The organism is Streptomyces sp. NPDC085460 (assembly GCF_044541975.1).
In the GTDB taxonomy this organism is placed as follows: Bacteria; Actinomycetota; Actinomycetes; order Streptomycetales; family Streptomycetaceae; genus Streptomyces.
Map to the genome: position 1 here is coordinate 35,552 of NZ_JBITTO010000012.1, position 21,330 is coordinate 56,881.

Below are 21,330 nucleotides of genomic sequence, written 5' to 3' on the forward strand. Positions count from 1 at the left end.
AAAGGCATGACGCTGTGCACTGGAACGACAGCGCACGGTAGCAGCCTCAGGGGAGCAGGCGCTGTTCCTTCGCGACCGCCACGGCGCCGGCCCGCGTGTCGACGCCGAGCTTGGCGTAGATGCGGCCCAGGTGCGTCTTGACGGTGGCCTCGCTGATGAAGAGGGCGCGGGCGATCTCCTTGTTGCCGAGGCCGTGCGCCAGCTGGCCGAGGATGTCCCGCTCCCGGTCGGTGAGGGACGGGCCCGCCGCGCCCCGCATCCGGTCCATCACCCGGCTCGCGACCGGCGGCGACAGGGCCGTACGGCCCTGGGCGGCGGAGTGGATCGCGGCGAACAGCTCCTCGGGCCGCTCGGCCTTCAGGAGGTAGCCGGTGGCGCCCGCCTCGATGGCGCGGGTGATGTCGGCGTCGGTGTCGTAGGTGGTGAGGACGAGGACGTGGACGCCGGTCGGCGCGATCCGGCGGGTCGCCTCCACCCCGTCGATGCCGGGGCCGAGCTGGAGGTCCATCAGGACCACGTCCGGCTTCAGCTTCGCCGCCATCGCGACGGCCTCCTCGCCGCTGCCGGCCTCCCCGACGACCTCGATGTCGGGGGTGGAGCCGAGGAGGGCGAGCAGTCCGGCGCGGACGACGACGTGGTCGTCGCAGAGAAGGATGCGTACGGTCACGGGCCGGCCTCCACGGGGGGTGCGAGGGGGATGGCGGCGGAGAGCACGGTGCCCTCGCCGGGGGTCGACTCCACCGTAAGCGTGCCGCCCAGCTGCCGGGCCCTGACCCGCATCGCCGGCAGGCCGTGGCCGCGGACGCCCTCGTCGGAGCGGGGCGCGGCCGGGTCGAAGCCGCTGCCGTCGTCGGCGACGTCCAGGACCACCTGGTCGTCGAGGTAGGTGAGGGTGAGCGCGGCGGAGGTCGCGGCGGCGTGCTCGCGGATGTTGGCGAGCGCGCCCTGCGCGATCCGCAGCAGCGCCGACTGGGCGCGGTCGGGCAGCGGCACGGGCGTGCCGTCGACCCGGAAGGCGGCCGACTCGCGCGAGGCGAGCCCGCGCAGCGCCTGTTCGAGGCCGCCGCCCTCGGCGAGGTCGGCGGGGGCCAGGTCGTGCACGAAGCGGCGGGCCTCGGCGAGGTTGCGTTCGGCGATCGACTCGGCGGTCCGCACGTGCCGGCGGGCGGTGCCGGGATCGGTGTCCCAGGTGAGGTCGGCCGCCTGGAGCAGCATCTGCTGGCTCGACAGGCCCTGGGCGAGGGTGTCGTGGATCTCCATGGAGAGCCGCTGCCGCTCGGCGAGGGTGCCCTCGCGGCGCTCGATCGCGGCGAGTTCGCGGCGGGTGCGGATCAGGTCGTCGATGAGGGCCCGCTGGCGGGCCGCCTGCCGGTCGGCGTGGACGAAGACGCCGGTGGCGATCGCGGCGACGGCCGGCGGGGCGACGATCAGGTTGGGGTCCCAGCCGCCGTGCGAGAGCTGGACCTGCGCGAAGACGACGAAGGCGGTGAGGAGGGCGACGAGGACGATCGCGGCCTTCGGCGGCAGGGTCCGCAGACCGGTGTAGAAGAGCGGGACCGCGCACCAGGCGAAGCTGGGCGCGAGGACGACGAGCAGCACCCACACGGCGACGACCGTGCACAGCCAGGCGATCCGGCGCGGGGTGGCACGGGTGCCGAGGACCGGCCCGAGCAGGTAGAGGGCGGCGAGCGCCCCGCTGAGGGCGATGATCCAGGGGCTGCGGTCCTCCCACTCGTGACGGATCAGGAACCGTACGAGGGAGGCGCCGAGCAGCAGGAAGAACGCCACGTGCATGACGCGCGCGAGCCAGCCGGCGTCGGGGTCGTGCACCCGGCCGCGGGGGTCGTCGGCCCGGCGGCGGGGGTGGAGGGCGGATGCGGTGTCGGGGGCGTACGGGTCGGGGTCGTGCGCGCCGGAACCGTACGGGTCGGAGCCGTACGGGTCGGAGTCGTACGGGTCGGGGCCGCCGTGCGCCGTGTCGGCGGGCGGCGGGGAGTGCGGGGTGTGCCGCGCGTGCCGGCCGGTCCGGTCCACCGTCTCGCCTCCTTCGCGGGGTCCTTCCGCCAGGGCGCCGGTCCGGTGCGGTGCGACCGTGCTGACCTGGGTCTACGTATCCATGCTGACCCGCGCGGACCACCCCGGCATCAGCCGATCGGCTGACCCGGGCATCGTCCGGTGCGCGCCCCGAGGGCAGCCGGACCGTCGACCGTACGGGACGGGAACCGGACCCAGGATGGAGGGCAGAGCGACGGAGACCTCCTCACCTCCTCACCTCCTCGCCCTCCTCACCTCCTCACGCCGGACCGGTCAGGTCCGCCACGACCTCCTCGGGAGCCCACCATGAAGAAGAAGCTCGTTCTCGGTGCCACCGCCGCCGCCGTCCTGACCGCCGGCACCTTCGGCGCCGTCTCGGCGAACGCGACCGCCCCGGCCGCCGCCCCCGCAGCCGTCGCCAAGGCCGACGCGGACCGCGGCAACCTGCGCCAGACCACCCACCTCACCATCGACGCCGCCACCGACGCCGCCGAGGCCGTCCTGGAGGCCGCCGAGAAGGAGAACCAGCGCGTCTCCGTGGCCGTGGTCGACCGCAACGGCAACACCATCGTCACCCTGCGCGGCGACGGCGCCGGCCCGCAGTCCTACGAGTCGGCGGTCCGCAAGGCGTACACGGCCGTCTCCTGGAACGCCCCGACCTCCGAGCTCGCCAAGCGCCTGGAGCAGGCCCCGAACCTGAAGGACATCCCGGGCACCCTCTTCCTCGGCGGCGGCGCCCCGGTCACCGCCAACGGCGGCCCGATCGCCGGCATCGGCGTGGCCGGCGCCCCCTCCGGCGACCTGGACGAGAAGTTCGCCCGCGCCGGCGTCGCCGAGCTGGCGAAGTAACACCCCGAGGTACCCCCCCAGACCGGTGAAGGCGCCCGGCTCCCCCCGACGGGCGCCTTCACCGTCACCCCCTGCCCGGCTTGTCTAGGATTCGTACGTGAAGTGCGTGAAGCGCGTGACGTCCGTGACCCTCGCCGTGCTCGTCCTCGTCACCGGCGGCTGCACCTCCGCGGCCGGCGGGGTGCGGGGCACGCCCGGCGCGGCCGGGGTGCAGGACCCGTACTTCCCCCGGCTCGGAAACGGCGGCTACGACGTCTCCCACTACGCCCTCGACCTCGCCTTCGACCCGGCCGCCGGCCGCCTCGACGGCACCGCGCGGATCACCGCCCGCGCCACCCAGGACCTGTCCGCGTTCAACCTCGACCTCGCCGGCCTCACCGTGGCGAAGGCGACCGTCGACGGCGCTCCGGCCGCCGCCAACCGGGCCGGCGACGAGCTGACCCTCCGCCCCCGCGACGAACTGCGGCAGGGCGACGAGTTCACCGTCACCGTCGACTACTCCGGCGTGCCCGAGCCGCTCACCGACCCCGACGGCTCCACCGAGGGCTGGCTGAACAGCACCGACGGGGCCCTCGCGGTCGGCGAACCGGCCGGCTCCATGACCTGGTTCCCCGGCAACCACCACCCCTCGGACAAGGCGTCCTACGAGATCGCGCTGACCGCCCCCAGCCGCCTGACCGCCCTCTCCAACGGCGTCAGGGTCTCCGCCGCCCCCGTCTCCGGCGACCGCACCCGCACGGTCTGGCGCCAGTCCGAGCCGATGGCGAGCTACCTCGCGACCGTGATGATCGGCCGGTACGAGACCACCACCGGCACCGCGCTCGGCGACATCCCCGTCGTCACCGCGGTCGACCCCTCGCTCACCGCCGCCACCGCCGCGCTCCGCGCCGAACTGCCCGCGCTCCTCGCCGACCAGCGCGACCGCTACGGCCCGTACCCCTTCGGCGCGGCCGGCGCCGTCGTCACCGCCGACGGCCTCCTCGGCTACGCCCTGGAGACCCAGACCCGGCCCGTCTTCCCGGCCTCCTCCTTCGACCGCACGACCCTCGTCCACGAACTGGCCCACCAGTGGTTCGGGAACTCCGTCACCCCCGAGAGCTGGCAGGACATCTGGCTCAACGAGGGCTTCGCCACCTACGCCGAGTGGCGGTACGCGGAGGACCACGAGGACGTCCCCGCCCGGAGCGCCTTCGAGGACGCCTTCGCGGACGAGGCCAACTGGGCCTTCCCGCCCGCGGATCCGCCCGCCGCGGAGAACCTCTTCGGCGCGCCCGTCTACCAGCGCGGCGCGATGGTCCTGCACAAGGTGCGGGAGGCGGTCGGCGACGAGGTCTTCGACGAGCTGCTGCGGGGGTGGGCCGCGAAGTACCGGCACGCCAACGCGACCACGGAGGACTTCACGGCGTACGCGGAGACGGTGGCGGGACGGGGCCTGGACGCGGTGTGGGACGTCTGGCTGTACGGCGAGGAGAAGCCGGCGAACCCCGGCTAGGCGGTCCGTCCCGTGCCGGCGGGTCGTCCGCTCGCCCTGGCTAGGTGGTCCGCCCGCCCCGGCTAGGCGGTCCGCTCGCCCCGCTCGCGGCCCCAGGCCGCGAGGGGCTCCAGGGCGTCGTTGAGGCGCATGCCGTCCTTGGTGAGGCCGTACTCGACGCGCGGCGGGACCTCCTCGTACGAGACGCGGCGGACGATCCCGTCCGCCTCCATCTCCCGCAGGTGCGAGGCGAGGACCTTCTCGGTGACGCCCGGCACCATCCGGCGCAGCTCGCCGAAGCGCCGTTCCGTGCCGTCGTGGAGCGCCCACAGGATGAGCACCTTCCACTTGCCGCCGATCACCTCCATCGCGGTGTCGATCCCGCAGACGTGTTCCCCGTCGGCCTCCGGCCGGTTCAGCGTCGTCATCCCGCACCCTCCTGACCTGCTCGCTCACCCCAGGGTAACCACCCACTCCGAAGTGGGTACTTGAGCGCTCAACCGCCCGGCCGCAGGCTGGTCCCATGAACGCCACGACCTCCACCTCGCAGCAGACCCCCGTCTCCCTCCTCGGCCTCGGCGCGATGGGCACCGCCCTCGCCCGCACCTGGCTCACCGCCGGTCACCCGCTCACCGTCTGGAACCGCACCCCGGCCCGCGCGGAGGCGCTGGCCCCCGAGGGGGCCGAGGTCGCGGACAGCGCGGCCGAGGCGGTGGCGGCGAGCACCCTCGTCCTCCTCTGCCTCCTCGACGACGCCTCGGTGGAGGCCACCCTGGACGGCGTCGACCTCACCGGCAAGGACCTGGTCAACCTGACCACCACGACCCCCGCCGAGGCCCGGGCCCGCGCCGCGTGGGCCGAGGAGCGCGGCGCGCGCTACCTGGACGGCGGCATCATGGCCGTCCCGCCGATGGTCGGCGTCCCGGAGGCCGGCGGCTACGTGTTCTACAGCGGCTCGCGGGAGCTGTTCGAGCTGCACCGGGAGACCCTCGCCGTGCCGGTCGGCACCACGTACGTCGGCGAGGACCCGGGCTTCGCGGCCCTGCACGACGTGGCGCTGCTCAGCGCCATGTACGGCATGTTCGCCGGGGCCACGCACGCCTTCGCCCTGATCCGGCGGGAGAACATCGACCCGGTCGCGTTCGCCCCGCTGCTCGGCGACTGGATCAAGGCGATGGTCGACCCGTCGGTGGGGCAGACGGCCAGCCAGCTGGTGAGCGGCGATCTCACCTCGGACGTGGTCTCCAACCTGGCGATGCAGGTGGCCGGCACGAAGACCCTGCTGGCCACCGCCGAGGAGCAGGGCGTCAGCGCGGAGCTGATCCGGCCCCAGTTCGCGCTGATGAGCCGCCTCCTCGACCGGAGCACCGGCCTGGAGGACCTGACGGGCACGGTGGACCTGCTCGTCCGGGACCGCTGACGGGCCGGATCCCGCTCAGCCGTCCGTCACCGCCTCCGCGAGGCGTGCGAGGAGGCCGACGACTCCGGCGGGGCCGTCCACGGACAGGTCGGCGCGGTCGGCGAGTTCCGGCACCTCGGAGGAGCCGGAGCAGACCAGCAGGCCCGGAAGGCCGTCGCCGCGCAGCTTCTCCACGGCGGCGAAGGCCGGCAGGTCGCCCAGGTCGTCGCCCGCGTAGAGGACGGACCGGGCGGACTTCTCCCGTACGAACTCCGCCAGCGCGACCCCCTTGTCCATGCCGGGGGGCCGCAGCTCCAGGACCAGCCTGCCGGGCTCCAGGACCAGGCCGTGTGCGGCGGCCAGGTCGCCCAGCGGGCCCCGCAGGGCCTCGAAGGCGCCCTGCGGGTCCTGGGCCCGGCGGGTGTGGACGGCGACCGCGCGCCCCTTCTCCTCGATCCAGACGCCGGGCCAGGCGCCGTACCGGTGGAGGAAGCCGGGGAGTTCGGCGCGGACCGAGGCGACCCCGGGGTGCGGGGCGGCGGCGGTGACGGTGCCGGTGGCGGCGTCCCAGCGCTCGGCGCCGTAGTGGCCGAGGACGGTGAGGTGACCGAGGCCGGGCACGCCGGCGAGGCCGCCGTGGCGGACGGCGACCCCCGCGGGGCGGCCGGTCACGATGACGACGGCGGCCAGGTGCGGGGCGAGGGCGGCGAGCGCGGGGACGGCGCCGGGGTGGGCGCGGGCCTGCTCGGGGTCGGGGACGATCTCGGCGAGCGTCCCGTCGAAGTCGAGGGCGACGACGGCCTCGGAAGGGCGCGCGAGGAGCGCGGCGAGGCCGTCGCGGCCGGTGGGTGTGGCCGGGTGCGGAAGGCTGCTGACCATACGGCCGACCCTACCCACGCGGGCGGCGGCCGTCAGCGTGGCCGGACTCACCTCGTGGACCGGCCCCGGCGGGTTTACCGCCGGCGCCGCTTCTCCTCCCGGACCCGGCGCAGCCGGTTGACCGTGACGGGGTCGTGGGCGAGGGCGCGCGGGTCGTCGAGGAGGGCGTTGAGGAGCTGGTAGTAGCGGGTCGGCGAGAGCCCGAGGCCCTCACGGACGGCCCGCTCCTTGGCCCCGGGCCCGGGCCAGGACCGCCGCTCGACGGCCAGCACGGCCCGCTCCCGCTCACCGAGCCCGCCGTCGCCGTCGCTGCCGTCACCGGCGTCGGCGGTGCCGTCCGCGTCGGGCTCGGCGTCCGCGGCGCCGTCCGCGTCGGCCTCGGCGTCCGTGGTGCCGTCCGCGTCGGCCTCGGCGCCGTCCGCCCCGGCGTCCTCGGAGGCGCCGTCGAGCCCGCCGCGGCCGTCGGCGCCGTCCCCCGTCTCTTCGCTCATACGGTCAACCTATTACTCGGCCGCCTCCGCCGTCGTCGCGGTGCGGGCGATGGCGGCGAGGACGTCGTCGGGGCGGCCGGCGGGGGTGACGGCCTTCCCGATGTCCTTCTTGATGGTCTCGCTGACCTTGGCCCAGGAGGTCTTGCCGACCGGCGGGAGCTGCGCGGTGGGCAGTGCCTTCAGGAACTCGCGCAGGCCGGCGTGCTCGCTCGCGGTCTCCATGCGGGCGGAGGCGCTGACGGTGGCGGGCAGCAGGTCGTTGTCGCCGGCGAACTTCAGCACGTTCTCGTCGCTGAAGACGAAGTCGAGGAAGGCCCCGATCTCCTTGCGGTGGCCGTTCTGCTGGAAGCCCATGATCCAGTCGGCGACGCCCATGGTGGCCTCGGCCGGTCCGTCGACGCCGGGCAGCGGCGCCTGGCCGACCTTCACGCCCTGCTTGGCGGCCTCCTGCACGAGCGACGGGTGGCCGTTGAGCATGCCGACCTCGCCGCGCGCGAAGGCGGCGAAGGCGGCCTTGCGGTTGAGCTTGCCGGGGGCGATGGGCCCGGTGAGGCCGGGCGCGACGAGCTTCTCCTTCAGCCAGGTGAAGGTCTTGGTGTTGGCATCGGAGTCGATGGTGTACCGGTCGGACTCGTCGGTCCAGCCGCCCTCGCCGGCCAGCAGCCACATCAGCGACTCGGCCTGGGCCTCCTCGGGGCCGAGGGGGAGCGCGAAGGGGGTGCGGACGCCGTCGTCCTTGAGCTTCTCCGCGACCTCGGCGAGCTCGTCCCAGGTGGTGGGGGGCTTGACGCCGGCCTTCTCGAAAAGGTCGGCGTTGTAGAAGAGGGGGCGGGTGGAGGCGACGAACGGCATGCCGTACTGGGTGTGCTTGTGCTCACCGGCCTCGGCGAGCGCCGGGACGAAGTTCGCCTGCACCGGGATGGTCAGGAGGTCGTCGGCGGCGTAGAGCTGCCCGGCGGCGGCGTAGTCGGCGTAGGCGCCGATCTGGGCGACGTCGGGGGCCTGGCCGGCCTTCACCATCTCGGCGACCTTGCGGTCGACGTCGTCCCAGGACTCGATCTGGACCTGGACCTTGATCCCCGGGTGGCCGGCCTGGAAGGCGGCGACGAGGTCGTCCCAGTACTTCTTGGTGGTGTTGCCGCCGGTGAGGTCGTAGTCGGCGGCGACCAGGCGCAGGGTCACGTCGCCGCCGTCACCGCCGAGGGTGCCGCAGCCGGCGACCGTGGCGGTCAGGCCCAGGGCCGCGGCGGCCGCGGTCAGTCCAAGAAATCGTCGCCGCTCCACGGCTTCATCCACCTTTTGCTCGTCGTTGAGCAGCAGTGAGCTGCACATACATCGGGACGGGATTCGAAACTCTCCCCGACACCCGAACAAGAGGTCTACACCAGTCCGCTACCACTTCCGCAACTCCGGCGGGACCTTCGCCACAAACCCCCCACACCTTGCGGCCCGAATTTGTATCCGAGCGCAACAATCCTCGGCAGTGGACTAGACCTTTTGGGTGGTCGCGGGCGAGACTGTCCCCCGTGAGACACGTCATCGCCCTGGATGTGGGCGGCACCGGCATGAAGGCCGCCCTCGTCGGGGCGGACGGCACCCTGCTCCACGAGGCCCGCCGCGCCACCGGGCGCCGCCGCGGCCCCGACGCCGTGGTGGAGACCATCCTCGGCTTCGCCGAGGAGCTCCGCGCCCTCGGCCAGGAGCGGTACGGCGAGCCCGCCGCGGCCGCCGGGGTCGCCGTCCCCGGCATCGTCGACGCCGAGAACGGCATCGCCGTCTACGCCGCCAACCTCGGCTGGCGCGACGTCCCCCTCCGCGCCCTCCTCAGCGCCCGCCTCGACGGCGTCCCCGTCGCCCTCGGCCACGACGTGCGCACCGGCGGCCTCGCCGAGGGCCGCATCGGCGCCGGGCACGGCGCCGACCGCTTCCTCTTCGTGCCCCTCGGCACCGGCATCGCCGGCGCCATCGGCATCGGCGACCGCATCGAGGCCGGCGCCCACGGCTACGCGGGCGAGATCGGCCACATCGTGGTGCGCCCCGGCGGCACCGACTGCGCCTGCGGCCAGCGCGGCTGTCTGGAGCGGTACGCCTCCGCCTCCGCCGTCTCGCTCGCCTGGGCCGAGGCGTCCGGCGACCCCGAGGCGGACGCCGCCGACTGCGCCAAGGCGGTCGAGTCCGGCGACCCCGTCGCCGTCCGCGTCTGGCAGGACGCGGTGGACGCCCTCGCCGACGGCCTGGTCACCGCCCTCACCCTGCTGGACCCGCGCACCCTCGTCATCGGTGGCGGTCTCGCCGAGGCCGGGGAAACCTTGTTCACACCCCTTCGGGCCGCGGTGGAGGCACGCGTGACCTTCCAGAAGCTGCCCGCCATCGTCCCGGCGGCCCTCGGGGACACCGCCGGATGCCTGGGCGCGGGCCTCCTCGCCTGGGACCTGCTCGCCGACCAGCGCACCACCGAACCGGAGGTTTCCGCCTGATGTCCGATCACAAGGTTCTCGCCGGCGCACGCGTCGTGCTGCCCACCGGGATCGTCGAGAACGGACGCGTGATCGTCGACGGCGGCCGCATCGCGGGCTCCGCCCCGGAGGACGCCCCCGTCCTGGACCTCACCGGCCACTGGCTCGTGCCCGGCTTCGTCGACATGCACAACCACGGCGGCGGCGGCGCCTCCTTCACCTCCGGCACCGTCGAGGACGTCCTCAAGGGCGTCCACACCCACCGGCTGCACGGCACCACCACCGTCGTCGCCTCCTTCGTCACCGGCGACATGGACTTCCTCACCGCCCGGGCCGGTCTGCTCTCCGAGCTCGCCGAGCAGGGCGAGATCGCCGGCCTCCACTTCGAGGGCCCGTTCATCTCCCCCTGCCGCAAGGGCGCCCACGACGAGACCCTGCTGCGCGACCCGCACCCGGCCGAGGTCCTCAAGCTGATCGACGCCGCCCGGGGCCGCGCCAAGATGGTCACCCTCGCCACCGAACTGCCCGGCGGCATCGACTCCGTGCGCCTCCTCGCCGAGCACGGCGTCATCGCCGCCATCGGCCACACCGACGCCAGCTACGAGCAGACCGTCGAGGCCATCGACGCCGGCGCCACCGTCGCCACCCACCTGTACAACGCGATGCCCGCCCTCGGCCACCGCGCGCCCGGCCCGATCGCCGCCCTCCTGGAGGACGAGCGGATCACCGTCGAGCTCATCAACGACGGCACCCACCTCCACCCGGCCGCCCTGGAGCTCGCCTTCCACCACGCGGGACCCGAGCGCGTCGCCTTCATCACCGACGCCATGGACGCGGCCGGCTTCGGCGACGGGCGCTACATGCTCGGCCCGCTGGAGGTCGAGGTGAAGGACAGCGTGGCCCGGCTCGTCGAGGGCGGCTCCATCGCCGGCTCCACCCTCACCCTGGACCGCGCCTTCAAGCGCGCCGCCACCGTCGACGGCCTCCCCGTCGAGTCCGTCGTCCAGGCCATCTCCGCCAACCCGGCCCGCCTCCTCGGCGTCTACGACCGGGTCGGCTCCCTGGAGCCCGGCAAGGACGCCGACATGGTGGTCCTCGACGCCGGCTTCGACATCAAGGGCGTCATGCGCAAGGGCGAGTGGATCGTCGCCCCCCAGGGCATCCCCGTCCGGGTGCCGCAGACCGCCTGATCAGGCCAAAGGGGACGGTGATCGAGCCCGAGGGCTGGGCCGATCGCCGTTCCTTTGGCATGATCGCGCCTGTCTCCACAGGTCTTACCGGAAGTACGGGGGTGGACAGGTGATCCTCACGGTCACCCTCAGCACGGCGCTGGACCTCACCTACGAGGTCCCCGCCCTCGTCCCGAGGACGAGCCACCGCGTCGCCCGCGGCGCCGAGCGGCCCGGCGGCAAGGGCGTCAACGTGGCCCGGGTGCTCGCCGCGCTCGGCCACGAGACCGTCGTCACCGGCTTCGCCGGCGGCCCGACCGGGGACCGGCTCCGCGAACTGCTCGCCCCCGTCCCCGGGCTGACCGACGCGCTCGTCGCCACCGAGGCGACCACCCGCCGCACCCTCGCCGTGGTCGACACCGGCGCCGGGGAGGCGACCCGGTTCGACGAGCCCGGCGCCGACGTCACCGCCGCCGAGTGGACCGCCTTCCGCGAGCGGTACGCGGAGCTCCTCGACGGGGCCGCGGCCGTCGCCCTCTGCGGCGACCTCCCGCCGGGCGTCCACGTCGGCGCCTACGCGGAGCTGGTCCGGGCGGCCCGCGCGGCCGGCGTGCCGGTCCTCCTCGACACCGGCGGCGAACCGCTCCGCCGCGGCATCGCCGCCCGCCCCGACCTGGTGAAGCCCGACGCGGGCGAACTCGCCGGCCTCACCGGCTCCCGCGAACCGCGCCGCGCCACCCAGGACGCGCGCCGCCGCGGCGCCCACACGGTCGTCACCTCGCTCGGCGCCGACGGCCTGCTCGCCGCCACCCCGGACGGCCTGTGGAGCGCGGTGCTCCCGGACCCGGTGCGCGGCGACCCGACGGGAGCCGGCGACTCGGTGGTCGCCGCCCTCCTCGCGGGCCTGGTCGACGACACCCCCTGGCCCGAGCGCCTGGCGCACGCCGCCGCCCTCGCTGCGGCCACGGTCGCCGCCCCGGCGGCCGGCGAGTACGACCCGAAACGCCACGCGGACCTGCTTCCGCAGGTCCGCGTCACGGAGGAGAGCGCCTAGGGCCTGTCCGGCTAGGAGCGCTTCGGCGGGGTGACCTCGACCCAGTCGAGGAGCACGTCGCACTGGTTGCCGGTCTCGCACGAGATCTTGATCTCGTTGTCGCCCTTCTGGAGCTCGACCGGCGCCCAGGTGGTCTGCCAGTTCTTCTCCAGGTTGGTGTCCGTGGAGTGGATGAAGTTCTTCAGGCCGATCGGCTGGGAGTTCGCCTTGCCGTTGACCGTCAGGGTGGCGTTGGCGTCGACCGCGGGGATCGCGTACCGGACCGTGAGCGAGTAGTTGCCGCCCTCGGGCATGGTCGCCTTCCAGGTGACCGAGGAGCCCTGGGCGTTGAAGCCCGCCACATAGGCGCCGTCGGCGCCCTCGGCGCCCTTGACGTCCTTGGCGAGCGTGGCGCTGCCGCTGAGCGTGAGCGTGGCCGCGTCCTGCTTGGGCAGGGGGGCCTTGGTCGGCTCGTCGGTGGGGTCCGCGGAGCCGCTGGGGTCCTGGCTCGGGGTGGCGGGGGCGGAGGACTGGGGGGTGGTGCCGCCGCCCGCCTGCTCGTCCTTCTTGCCGCTCTGGTTGCCGATGATCGCCGCCGTGATGCCGGCGACGACGACCGCGACCACCGCGACCGCGCCGATCAGCAGGCCCTTGGTGTTCGGGCCGCGACCGCGCTGGGGAGGCATCGGGGCCTGGCGGGTCCGCTCGTTGCCGGGGTACGTCTCGGGCGCCGCGTACTGCGGATGCGGCTGGCCGTACGACGCCTGCTGCTGCTGCGGCGGCACGTACGGCTGCGCGGGCTGCTGCCCGTACTGGCGCTCGCCGACCGTCCTGACCTGGTTGTACGAGGTGCGGGGCACGCCAGGCTGCGCGGGGGCCGGACCTGGGTAGCCGTAGCCGCCGCCCTGCGGGGCGCGGCCGGCCGCTGCCTGTCCGTCCGCGTACAGGTAGCCGAACGGATCGTCGTCCTCGGGCTTGTTCGCGCCGTCGTTACCGGCAGCCATCCGGGTCATCCTCTCCATGCTCGCCAGCCGTCGCCGACCCGGCGAGCCTACCCCGAACGAATGAACCCGCCGTGCCGGGAACGATCATCCCGCGCGGCGGTGCACCTTGGCACGGGACCGCTTCTCCACGTACATCCGCTGGTCGGCGGAGTTGAGGACCTCTTCGACGGTCATCCCGCACTCGGCCCAGCCGATGCCGAAACTGGCCCCGACACGCACCGCGCGGCCGTCCACCCGGATGGGCGGGATGATCGCGTTGCGCAGCCGGACGGCGAGGTCGGCGGCGTCGGCGGCGCCCAGACCGTCGGCGAGGACGACGAACTCGTCACCGCCCAGACGGGCGACGGTGTCCCCGTCCCTGACGCCGGTGGTGAGCCGGCGGGCCACCTCGATGAGGACGGCGTCGCCGGTGTGGTGCCCGAAGCGGTCGTTGATCGACTTGAAGCCGTCGAGGTCGCAGAAGAGGACGGCGAGCCCCTTGGTGCCGTCGTCGATGTCGCCGCCGGTGGGCGCGACCGTGTGCACGTGGTGGTCGTACGCCCCGCCGCCGGTCTGCTCGAACCCGAAGCCGTGTTCGTGCTCGTGCTCGTACTCGTAGCCGCCCTCGTACGCGGCGGGCAGCTGGTCGGGGCGGTGGCCGAAGCCCGCGTCGGGGCCCGGTCCCTGGTAGGCGCCGGTGTGCGCGGGGCGCTCGCAGAGCCGGGCGGAGAGCCGGGAGCGCAGCTCGGCGCTGTTGGGCAGCCCGGTGAGGGCGTCGTGGGAGGCGCGGTGGGCGAGCTGGAGCTCGTGCCGCTTGCGCTCCTCGATGTCCTCGACGTGGGTGAGGAGGAAGCGGGGACCGTCGGCGGTGTCGGCGACGACCGAGTTCCGCAGCGACACCCAGACGTAGGTGCCGTCGCGCCGGCCGAGCCGCAGTTCGGCGCGGCCGCCTTCGGCGGAGGTGCGGAGCAGGGTGCCGATGTCCTCGGGGTGGACGAGGTCGGCGAAGGAGTAGCGGCGCATCGCGGAGGCGGGCCGGCCGAGGAGCCGGCAGAGGGCGTCGTTGGTGCGGAGGAGCCGGCCGTGCTGGTCGCCGCCGAGTTCGGCGATGGCCATGCCCGAGGGGGCGTATTCGAACGCCTGCCGGAAGGATTCCTCGCTGGCGCGGAGGGCCTGCTGCTCACGCTCCAGGCGGACCAGGGCGCGCTGCATGTTCGAGCGGAGCCGGGCGTTGCTGATCGCGATGGCGGACTGGGAGGCGTACATCTGGAGGGCTTCCTGCCCCCAGGGTCCGGGGTGCCGGCCGTTGCGCGGGCGGTCGACGGATATGACGCCGAGGAGTTCCCTGCCGGTCCCCGAGGCGTACATGGGGGCGTAGAGGCGGTCGTGGGGGTGCCACTCGTCCTCGAAGCGGGGGGCGGGGCCGTCGGTGTGCCACTGGGGCACGTCGTCGTCCATCAGGACCCAGCCCTCGGTGTGCGGGATGAACCGCAGGTCGCCCCAGGGGACGCCCATGGTGAGGCGGCGCTCCCAGGCGTCGCGGGAGCCGACACGGCCGGTGATGAGGGCTTCGGCGGCGGGGTCTCCGGCGAAGGCGGCGACGACCAGGTCACCGTCGGGCCGGACCAGGTTCACGCAGGCCAGCTGGTAGTTGAGGCCGGCGACGACGCCGTCGGCGACGGTCTGCAGGGTGTCCGCGAGGCTGCGGGCGGTGTTGAGGTCCGCCACGACCTGATGCAGCTGCCGCAGGGTCGAGAGACGGACGTAAGGCTCCGACTCGGTCTCCATCGCTCGCTCTCCCCGAGACCTCGACAGCAACTCCAGGGTTCTCATCGGCTTCGTGCTGCACTGTCTCCGCCACTGAATCACAGCGAGCTGCGCACCCGGTACACAGGGTCAGCAAATACTGCCTTCTGTGACTCAAGTCACAGCATTGCGTGGCGGGATCCGGCGGGTCGGCAGTGACCGGCGGTCCTTCCCTGCCCTCGATACCCGGCAGGGGTACGGCTCCAAGGGGCTACGGGGGGTGCGGGTCCTAGGACCCGCGCCGGGCTCCGGCCTGGTCCCCGGGCCCGATGCGGGCCGCGCGGAGCCGGGGCTAGCGTGCCGGTGTGCTGCAGAAGACCCCGCAGAAGACCCCGCAGAAGACCCCGCAGAAGACCCCGCAGAAGACGCCGCCCTCGCCGCCCGTCACGGACCTCGCCATCCCTCATGCTGAGGGGGTGAGCGACGACGAGTTCCGGGCGGCCATGTCCCGCCTCGCGGCCGGTGTGGTCCTGGTGACCGCGCACGACCCCGACGACGGCCCGCGCGGCGAGGACGTCGGCATGACGGCCACCGCCTTCCTCTCCGTCTCCCTCGACCCGCCGCTGGTCCTGGTCAGCCTGCGCAACGGCTCCCGGATGGACGACCTGCTGGACGAGGTGCCCGTCTGGGCGGTGTCGGTGCTCGGCGAGGGCCAGCGGCAGGTCGCCGGCCGCTTCGCGATGAAGGGCCGCGTCTCGGACCGCCTCCTCTTCGCCGACCTGCCGTACACCCGGGGCGAGGTGAGCGGGGCGCCGCTGCTCGGCGGGGCGCTCACGACCCTGGAGTGCCGCACGGAGAACCGGGTGGTGGCGGGCGACCACACCCTGGTGATCGGCCGCGTCCTGTCGGTCGGCCTGCCCGCGCCGGACGGGGAGCCGCTCACGTACTTCCGCGGCCGGTACCGCCGACTGGGCTGAGCCCGGGGCGCCGGGCGGCCCTTCCGGGCGCCGCCGCCACCGGGTTGGCCCCGCCGGGTCAGCCCCAGTCGCGGCCCTGTCGGCCGCGTTTCGTCTCGGCGCGCTGCTTCTTCTCCCGCAGCCGCCGCTCGTTGATGCCGCGCGGGATGCGGGTGGCCCTGCGGGGCTTCGGCGGCGGGGCCGTCGCCTCGGCGAGCAGCGCGGCGAGACGGACGGCGGCCGTCTCGCGGTTGCGCCACTGGGAGCGGTGCTCGGAGGCCCGTACGGTGAGCACGCCGTCCACCAGCCGGGAGGCGAGCCGTTCCAGGGCGCGGGACTTCCACACCTCGGGCAGCGCCTGGGTCGCGGCGAGGTCGAAGAGCAGCTCGACGCGGGAGTCGGAGGTGTTCACGTGCTGGCCGCCGGGACCCGAGGAGCGCGAGAAACGCCACTGGAGCTCGGCCTCGGGCAGCGAGACGGAGCCGCGGATCTGATACGGACCTGACATGCCTCCCATGTTCCCCGCGGCGGGCCCGGACCGTCATCCTGTTTTCACGTCCCCGGGAACCGCAGGGCGTTCCGCGGCGTTTATCCGGGCGAAGACAGCGTGCTGAACCACGATGAAAGGGACTTCCCATGGCAGTGAGCCTCTCCAAGGGTGGCAACGTCTCCCTCACCAAGGAGGCGCCGGGTCTGACGGCCGTCACCGTGGGCCTGGGCTGGGACGTCCGCACGACGACCGGCACCGACTTCGACCTGGACGCCTCCGCGATCGGCGTCGACGCCGCGGGCAAGGTCGCCTCGGACGCCCACTTCGTCTTCTTCAACAACAAGTCGACGCCGGACCAGACCATCGTCCACACGGGTGACAACCGCACCGGTGAGGGCGGCGGCGACGACGAGCAGATCAACGTCAACCTCGCGGGCCTCCCGGCGAACGTCGACAAGATCGTCTTCCCGGTCTCCATCTACGACGCGGTCTCCCGCTCGCAGAACTTCGGCCAGGTCCGCAACGCGTACATCCGCATCGTGAACCAGGCCGGCGGCGCCGAGATCGCCCGCTACGACCTCTCCGAGGACGCGGCCGTCGAGACCGCCATGGTCTTCGGCGAGCTGTACCGCAACGGCGCCGAGTGGAAGTTCCGCGCGGTCGGCCAGGGCTACGCCTCCGGCCTGGAGGGCATCGCCCGTGACTTCGGCGTGAACCTCTGACGCTTCCCGAGCGCTCACGAGAGCCCCGGCCGGTCTCCCGACCGCCGGGGCTCTCCCCTTGTCCGGAGGGCCGGGCCGCTCGTCCGGAGGGTCAGGCGGCGGAGTCGGGCGACGGCTCCCGCAGGGCCGCCAGCTGGTCGAGGAACCAGCGCTGCGGCGGGAGGGCGGTGGCGGCGGCGGCCAGGCGCTCGGTGCGCTCGGCGCGTTCGGCGGGCGGCATGGTGAGCGCCGTGTGGAGGGCCTCGGCGGTGGCGGAGACGTCGTACGGGTCGACGGTGAGGGCGTCCCGCGCCAGTTCCCGGTAGGCGCCGGCGCCGGTCGACAGGACCAGCGCGCAGCCCTCCTCGGAGACCACGGGTATCTCCTTCGCCACCAGGTTCATGCCGTCCCTGACCGGGTTGACCAGGGCCACGTCCGCGAGCCGGTAGGCGGCGAGGGAGCGGGTGAAGTCGTCCTCGACGGAGACCAGGACCGGCTGCCAGCCGGGCGTCCCGAACTCCTCGTTGATCTCCTCGGCCAGCGCCACGACGGAGGCCGTGTACGCCCGGTACGACTCCAGGTCCTGCCGGGAGGGGTAGGCGGAGGCCAGGTGGACGACCCGCTCGCGCCACTCGGGGTGGGTGACGAGGAGTTCCCGGTAGGCCAGCAGGCCGCGCAGGATGTTCTTGGACAGCTCGGTGCGGTCGACGCGGACGATGGTCTTCCGGCCGCCGACCTCCTCGCGGAGCCGGGCCAGCCGGTCGTCCACCTGGGGGCGGTGGGCGAGCGCCCGCAGCTCGTCGCCGTCGACGCCGAGGGGGTAGGCGTGGACGCGGGTGCGGCCCTTGCCGACGCCGTACCGGCGCCACTCCACCCCGCGCCAGGGGTCGCCGCTCGGCCAGACGCCCTGGGCCATGCCCGTGGCGTCGTCCCGCTGGGAGCAGCAGCTGATGAAGGACGAGGCCCATCCCCAGGTGTGGAAGCCGAGCTCGTCCGCGCCGAGCATGCCCCACAGCAGCTCCTCGACGATGTCGTCGGGCACCATCCGCAGGTACTCCGGCGACACCCACGGCGTGTGCGTGAAGTGGCCGATCCGCAGGTCGGGGCGGAGCTCGCGGAGCATGCCGGGGACCAGCGCCAGGTGGTAGTCCTGCACCAGGACCGCCGCGCCCTCGGCGGCCTCGGCGGCCAGGGCCTCGGCGAAGGCGCGGTTGTAGGCGCGGTACGACTCCCAGCGGCGCCGGAAGGCCGCGTCGAAGACGGGCTCGCGCGGGATGTCGTACAGGTGGTGGTGGAGGAACCACAGCACCGAGTTGGCGATGCCGTTGTACGCGTCGGCGTACACCTCGGGGTCGATGTCCAGCATCCGCACCCCGGGCTCGGCGACGCCGCGCCGCACCGCCTCGCGGTCGCCGTCGCCGAGCGCCGCGCACACCCAGAGGCCGTCCTGGGAGTCCACGGCGCTCAGGCCGGAGACGAGGCCGCCGCCGCCCCTGCGGGAGGAGAGCGTGCCGTCGTCACCGAGCGTGTACGAGACGGGCCCTCGGTTGGATGCCACGAGTACCGAAACCATGTGGCGAACCTAGCCCGTCCCGTAAACGCTCAAACGTACGTATACGGTCGGCGGTCGGCCGGATACGGACGGCCGCCGGCGGGTCAGCGGCTCCGTCGGCCGCGCATCGCGGCCTTCGCGACCAGGCCGGTCGCGGCGAGGACGACCGCGAGCGCGCCGAGCAGCCACAGCCGCTCGCCGTCGGCGCCGGTCTCGGCCATCGAGCCGCCGTCCCCGCCGCCGCTCCAGGCCGCGTCGCCGCCCCCGCCGCCGCCGTGGTTCGGGCCGGGCGCCGGGGCGGCGGGGGTGGTCACGGAGGGCGAGGGGTCCGGGTCGGCGGGGTCCGTGGCGGGACGCTCCGACGGGCGGCCGGTCTCCGGGGCCGTCGGGCGCGGCTCCCCGGACGGCGACGCGGTCGGGTCCGCCGACGGGCCCGGGTCCTGAGACGGGCCCGGGTCCTGCGACGGCGTCGGCGTGGACGGCGTCGGCGTCGGGTCCGGGGTCTCCACCACCGGGGCCACCGCGCACGCCGGATCCTCGCTGCCCTCGCCGCAGTTGGAGCGCGGGGAGGTCACCTCGACCGCGTTGCGGAGCTTCCCGTCGCCGGCGGCCGGGTCCTTCACCGTCACCGAGTACGTCACGGTCGCCGTCTTCCCGGCCGGGATGTCGCCGGTCCAGCCGATCCGCGGCCGCTCGTAGCTCACCTCGCCGAGGTCCGCCTCCGCGTCGCCCGCGTAGACGGCGTCGTCGAGGGTGTCGGTGAGGTCGTCGGCGAAGGAGGCGTTCGGGTAGTCGCGCCCGCTGACGTTCTTCGCGGTGATCGTGTACGTGAGGGTGTCGCCCGGCTTCACCGTGCGCGGCTTCGCCGTCTTGGTGACCTCCAGGTCCGGCACCGGCACCGAGAAGGCGAGGCCGGAGGGCACGTAGGTGTCGCCGGCGGTGGAGAAGGTCAGCTCCGCCGAGGTCGCGCCCACCGGGACGGCGCCCTCCGGGACGTCGAACTCCTTCGCGTCGATGGACAGGTTGTTGGTCAGGTCCGGGGAGACCGCGCCGTCGTCCTCGCTGACGAAGAAGTTGTTCGTGCGGCCCGTGTGGGCCTCGGTGACGTTCTTCCCGTCCACCAGGAACGTGTCGCCGGGCGTGTTCCAGTCGCCCTCGTACGCCGTCACGCTCGCCCGCGCCCTGCCCGGGGAGCGGTGGAAGCCGTCCACGGTGATCGTCGTCGCCGGGGAGGTCGAGCGCTGGAGCACGTGCCCGCCGTAGAGGTGGACGCTGCGCCGCTCCGGCGCCTTGACGGGGTCGGGGCCCGGGAAGCGGTGGACGACCGTCAGGGACCAGCCGGCGACGCAGCCCTTGCCGCCGGCCGCCCACACCCCGCCCACCCCGACCGCCACCGGCGCGCTCGTCCCCGAGACGCCCGCGAAGGCGGCGGTCACGTCGGACTCGCCCGTGTAGTAGTGCGGCCCGCCGGTGTCGGCCGGGTCCACGACCATGCTGTCGATCGAGACCGGCACGGGCGCCTTCGCGCCGACCGTGAGCCGCGGGGCCGTGGTCGCCGGGTCCCCGGGGGAGGGGTCGACGTCGGAGCCGGAGAGGTCGCAGCGCTTCAGGCGCGCCCCGCTGGGGCCCCGGTAGGTGCCGTCGTTGCCGCCCCAGGAGAGCCGGGCGTAGGCCACCTCGGCGCCCTCGGGGATACGGATCCGGCCGGTGCTGGAGCCGTACGCGTCGCCGCCGCCGTCGGTGTCGGCCCGGCGCATGACGAAGGCGTTGTTGTTGTCGGAGCCCTCGCCCTTCGTGGCGGTGGCGCAGCGGGCGGCCACGTCGGCGGGGGCCTCGGGGCAGACCATGACGGTGTTGCCGATCGTCGTGAAGTCCCCGTACAGGGACTCCTGGTACCGCTCCCCGAAGGGTTCGACGACGTCGGCGGCGGCCGGTCCTGCCGCCGTCAGCGTGAGCGTGCCCGCGGCGAGGAGGCCCGCCGCGAGCGCGCCGGTCACGCGGGAGGGGTGAGATCGTACGAATCGCATAAAAGGGCAATGTAGGCAAAGCCCATCATCTTCGGACGTTACGCCACGCGGCGGTGCGCGTACTCCGTGATCTCGGCCATCGGCGGGCGCTCCTCCGTGTCCACCGCGTACGTCCGCGGCTCGAAGCCCGAAGCGCCCCGCTCGAACTGGGTCAGCCGGGGGCGTACGAGATGCCCCCGGGAGAGCCGCACCTGCGCCGTCCGGTAGATCGCCGCCGCCATCCGGCCCAGCGCCTGCCCGTCCTGGTGCCGGTGCTTGCGCACCCCCACGTCCACCTGGGCGAGGGCGTCCAGGCCCACCGTGTGCAGCGCGTCCACCAGCAGCCCCAGCTCCACTCCGTAACCGACCGGGAACGGCAGCCGTTCGAGCAGCGAGCGCCGCGCCGCGTACTCCCCGCCCAGCGGCTGGACGAAGCCGGCGAGGCGCGGCCAGTGCAGATTGAGCAGCGGGCGCGCCACCAGCTCCGTCACCCGACCGCCCTGGCCAGGGGTGCTGCCGGAGAGTTCCGTGCCGAACGGGCGGTCGTACATCGCCTTGACGAAGTCCACCTCCGGGTCGGTGAGGAGCGGGCCCACGATGCCGGTGACGAAGTCCGCCGAGAAGTCCCTGAGGTCCGCGTCGACGAAGGCGACCACGTCCCCGCTGGTCACCATGAGTGACCGCCACAGGACCTCGCCCTTGCCCGGGACCGCCGGGATCCGGGGAAGTATGTCGTCCCGCGCGACCACCCGGGCGCCGGCCGCCGCCGCGACCTCGGCGGTCCGGTCCGTGGACCCCGAGTCGATCACCACGAGCTCGTCCACCAGCGGCACGGCGTCGGTCATCAGCTCCCGCCGGATCACGCCGACGATGTCCCCGACGGTCGCCTCCTCGTTCAGCGCGGGCAGCACCACGCTGACCGTCGTCCCCCGCTTGGCGGCGAGCACCCGCTCCAGGGGCCGGTCGGACACGGACCAGGACCGCCGGGTCAGCCAGCGCTCCACTTCTTCCAGCAACGTGATCTCCATCTCGCGGATCGGACGACCGTCTCCACCTTCGAAGCCTTCGGTTACAGTCTTGAACAACGCGGACGCCCGATGCATGTCGGGGTGCCA

Annotated in this window: 20 protein-coding genes; 8 read left to right on the forward strand and 12 right to left on the reverse strand. The window is 73.9% G+C overall.

Annotated elements, in window-relative coordinates:
• Nucleotides 1-46: 46 nt before the first annotated feature.
• Together ACIGHB_RS27955 and ACIGHB_RS27960 are read right to left on the reverse strand one after the other, a co-directional pair.
• Nucleotides 47-667, reverse strand: a complete 621-nt coding sequence (locus tag ACIGHB_RS27955; protein WP_150230132.1) for a response regulator transcription factor — start codon at nt 665-667, stop codon at nt 47-49.
• Nucleotides 664-1,794 (reverse strand): sensor histidine kinase, encoded by a 1,131-nt coding sequence (locus tag ACIGHB_RS27960; protein ID WP_360308511.1) that lies wholly within the window; start codon nt 1,792-1,794, stop codon nt 664-666. The genes ACIGHB_RS27955 and ACIGHB_RS27960 overlap by 4 nt, the downstream gene beginning before the upstream one ends.
• Nucleotides 1,795-2,340: 546 nt before the next feature.
• Here ACIGHB_RS27960 and ACIGHB_RS27965 point away from each other — a divergent pair.
• Together ACIGHB_RS27965 and ACIGHB_RS27970 are read left to right on the forward strand one after the other, a co-directional pair.
• Entirely contained in the window at nt 2,341-2,883 is a 543-nt protein-coding gene (locus ACIGHB_RS27965) for a heme-binding protein (RefSeq protein ID WP_360308376.1), read from the forward strand.
• A 97-nt stretch (nt 2,884-2,980) separates the two neighbouring features.
• Nucleotides 2,981-4,375 carry a M1 family metallopeptidase gene (locus ACIGHB_RS27970; protein ID WP_399916725.1) on the forward strand — a complete coding sequence of 465 codons (1,395 nt, stop codon included), beginning with the start codon at nt 2,981-2,983 and terminating at the stop codon, nt 4,373-4,375.
• A 62-nt stretch (nt 4,376-4,437) separates the two neighbouring features.
• On the opposite strand, the gene ACIGHB_RS27975 is transcribed toward ACIGHB_RS27970, so the two are convergent.
• Nucleotides 4,438-4,782 carry a helix-turn-helix domain-containing protein gene (locus ACIGHB_RS27975; RefSeq protein WP_360308382.1) on the reverse strand — a complete coding sequence of 115 codons (345 nt, stop codon included), beginning with the start codon at nt 4,780-4,782 and terminating at the stop codon, nt 4,438-4,440.
• A 95-nt stretch (nt 4,783-4,877) separates the two neighbouring features.
• Between ACIGHB_RS27975 and ACIGHB_RS27980 the strand changes: the two genes are divergently transcribed.
• Nucleotides 4,878-5,774, forward strand: a complete 897-nt coding sequence (locus ACIGHB_RS27980) for an NAD(P)-dependent oxidoreductase (protein ID WP_399916728.1) — start codon at nt 4,878-4,880, stop codon at nt 5,772-5,774.
• 15 nt (nt 5,775-5,789) lie between these two features.
• Here ACIGHB_RS27980 and otsB read toward each other — a convergent pair whose 3' ends face one another.
• From otsB to ACIGHB_RS27995, 3 genes are all read right to left on the reverse strand, one after another.
• A complete protein-coding gene (gene otsB / locus ACIGHB_RS27985; protein WP_360308387.1) occupies nt 5,790-6,632 on the reverse strand; it encodes a trehalose-phosphatase in 843 nt (280 codons plus the stop codon).
• A gap of 74 nt (nt 6,633-6,706) precedes the next feature.
• Nucleotides 6,707-7,123 (reverse strand): DUF3263 domain-containing protein, encoded by a 417-nt coding sequence (locus tag ACIGHB_RS27990; RefSeq protein WP_399916730.1) that lies wholly within the window; start codon nt 7,121-7,123, stop codon nt 6,707-6,709.
• Nucleotides 7,124-7,135: 12 nt separating this feature from the next.
• Nucleotides 7,136-8,455 carry an extracellular solute-binding protein gene (locus ACIGHB_RS27995; RefSeq protein WP_360308390.1) on the reverse strand — a complete coding sequence of 440 codons (1,320 nt, stop codon included), beginning with the start codon at nt 8,453-8,455 and terminating at the stop codon, nt 7,136-7,138.
• 194 nt (nt 8,456-8,649) lie between these two features.
• On the opposite strand from ACIGHB_RS27995, the gene ACIGHB_RS28000 reads away from it, so the two are divergent.
• The 3 genes from ACIGHB_RS28000 (at nt 8,650) to ACIGHB_RS28010 (ending at nt 11,802) form a co-directional block, all read left to right on the forward strand.
• Nucleotides 8,650-9,600, forward strand: a complete 951-nt coding sequence (locus tag ACIGHB_RS28000; RefSeq protein WP_399916732.1) for an ROK family protein — start codon at nt 8,650-8,652, stop codon at nt 9,598-9,600.
• Nucleotides 9,600-10,769 (forward strand): N-acetylglucosamine-6-phosphate deacetylase, encoded by a 1,170-nt coding sequence (nagA, locus tag ACIGHB_RS28005; RefSeq protein ID WP_360308396.1) that lies wholly within the window; start codon nt 9,600-9,602, stop codon nt 10,767-10,769. The genes ACIGHB_RS28000 and nagA overlap by 1 nt, the downstream gene beginning before the upstream one ends.
• Before the next feature lie 109 nt (nt 10,770-10,878).
• Nucleotides 10,879-11,802, forward strand: coding sequence for a 1-phosphofructokinase family hexose kinase (locus tag ACIGHB_RS28010; RefSeq protein ID WP_399916735.1), 924 nt, complete (start codon nt 10,879-10,881; stop codon nt 11,800-11,802).
• Nucleotides 11,803-11,813: 11 nt separating this feature from the next.
• On the opposite strand, the gene ACIGHB_RS28015 is transcribed toward ACIGHB_RS28010, so the two are convergent.
• Together ACIGHB_RS28015 and cdgB are read right to left on the reverse strand one after the other, a co-directional pair.
• Complete coding sequence (locus tag ACIGHB_RS28015; RefSeq protein ID WP_399916737.1) at nt 11,814-12,785, reverse strand: CBM35 domain-containing protein; 972 nt, start codon at nt 12,783-12,785, stop codon at nt 11,814-11,816.
• Nucleotides 12,786-12,869: 84 nt separating this feature from the next.
• A complete protein-coding gene (gene cdgB, locus ACIGHB_RS28020; RefSeq protein WP_399916739.1) occupies nt 12,870-14,552 on the reverse strand; it encodes a diguanylate cyclase CdgB in 1,683 nt (560 codons plus the stop codon).
• Nucleotides 14,553-14,968: 416 nt separating this feature from the next.
• Between cdgB and ACIGHB_RS28025 the strand changes: the two genes are divergently transcribed.
• A complete protein-coding gene (locus ACIGHB_RS28025) occupies nt 14,969-15,487 on the forward strand; it encodes a flavin reductase family protein (protein ID WP_360308517.1) in 519 nt (172 codons plus the stop codon).
• 58 nt (nt 15,488-15,545) lie between these two features.
• Here the strand turns inward: ACIGHB_RS28025 and arfB are convergent, their stop codons facing one another.
• Entirely contained in the window at nt 15,546-15,983 is a 438-nt protein-coding gene (gene arfB, locus ACIGHB_RS28030) for an alternative ribosome rescue aminoacyl-tRNA hydrolase ArfB (RefSeq protein ID WP_360308408.1), read from the reverse strand.
• A 119-nt stretch (nt 15,984-16,102) separates the two neighbouring features.
• Between arfB and ACIGHB_RS28035 the strand changes: the two genes are divergently transcribed.
• Nucleotides 16,103-16,678: a TerD family protein gene (locus ACIGHB_RS28035; protein WP_360308411.1), complete on the forward strand. Its 576-nt coding sequence runs from the start codon at nt 16,103-16,105 to the stop codon at nt 16,676-16,678.
• Between the two features lie 91 nt (nt 16,679-16,769).
• On the opposite strand, the gene ACIGHB_RS28040 is transcribed toward ACIGHB_RS28035, so the two are convergent.
• From ACIGHB_RS28040 to ACIGHB_RS28050, 3 genes are all read right to left on the reverse strand, one after another.
• On the reverse strand, nt 16,770-18,230 hold the full coding sequence (locus tag ACIGHB_RS28040; protein ID WP_399916742.1) for a trehalose-6-phosphate synthase: 1,461 nt from the start codon (nt 18,228-18,230) through the stop codon (nt 16,770-16,772).
• 83 nt (nt 18,231-18,313) lie between these two features.
• A complete protein-coding gene (locus tag ACIGHB_RS28045) occupies nt 18,314-20,206 on the reverse strand; it encodes a hypothetical protein (protein WP_399916744.1) in 1,893 nt (630 codons plus the stop codon).
• A gap of 68 nt (nt 20,207-20,274) precedes the next feature.
• On the reverse strand, nt 20,275-21,231 hold the full coding sequence (locus ACIGHB_RS28050; RefSeq protein WP_360308520.1) for a glucosyl-3-phosphoglycerate synthase: 957 nt from the start codon (nt 21,229-21,231) through the stop codon (nt 20,275-20,277).
• Nucleotides 21,232-21,330 lie beyond the last annotated feature (99 nt).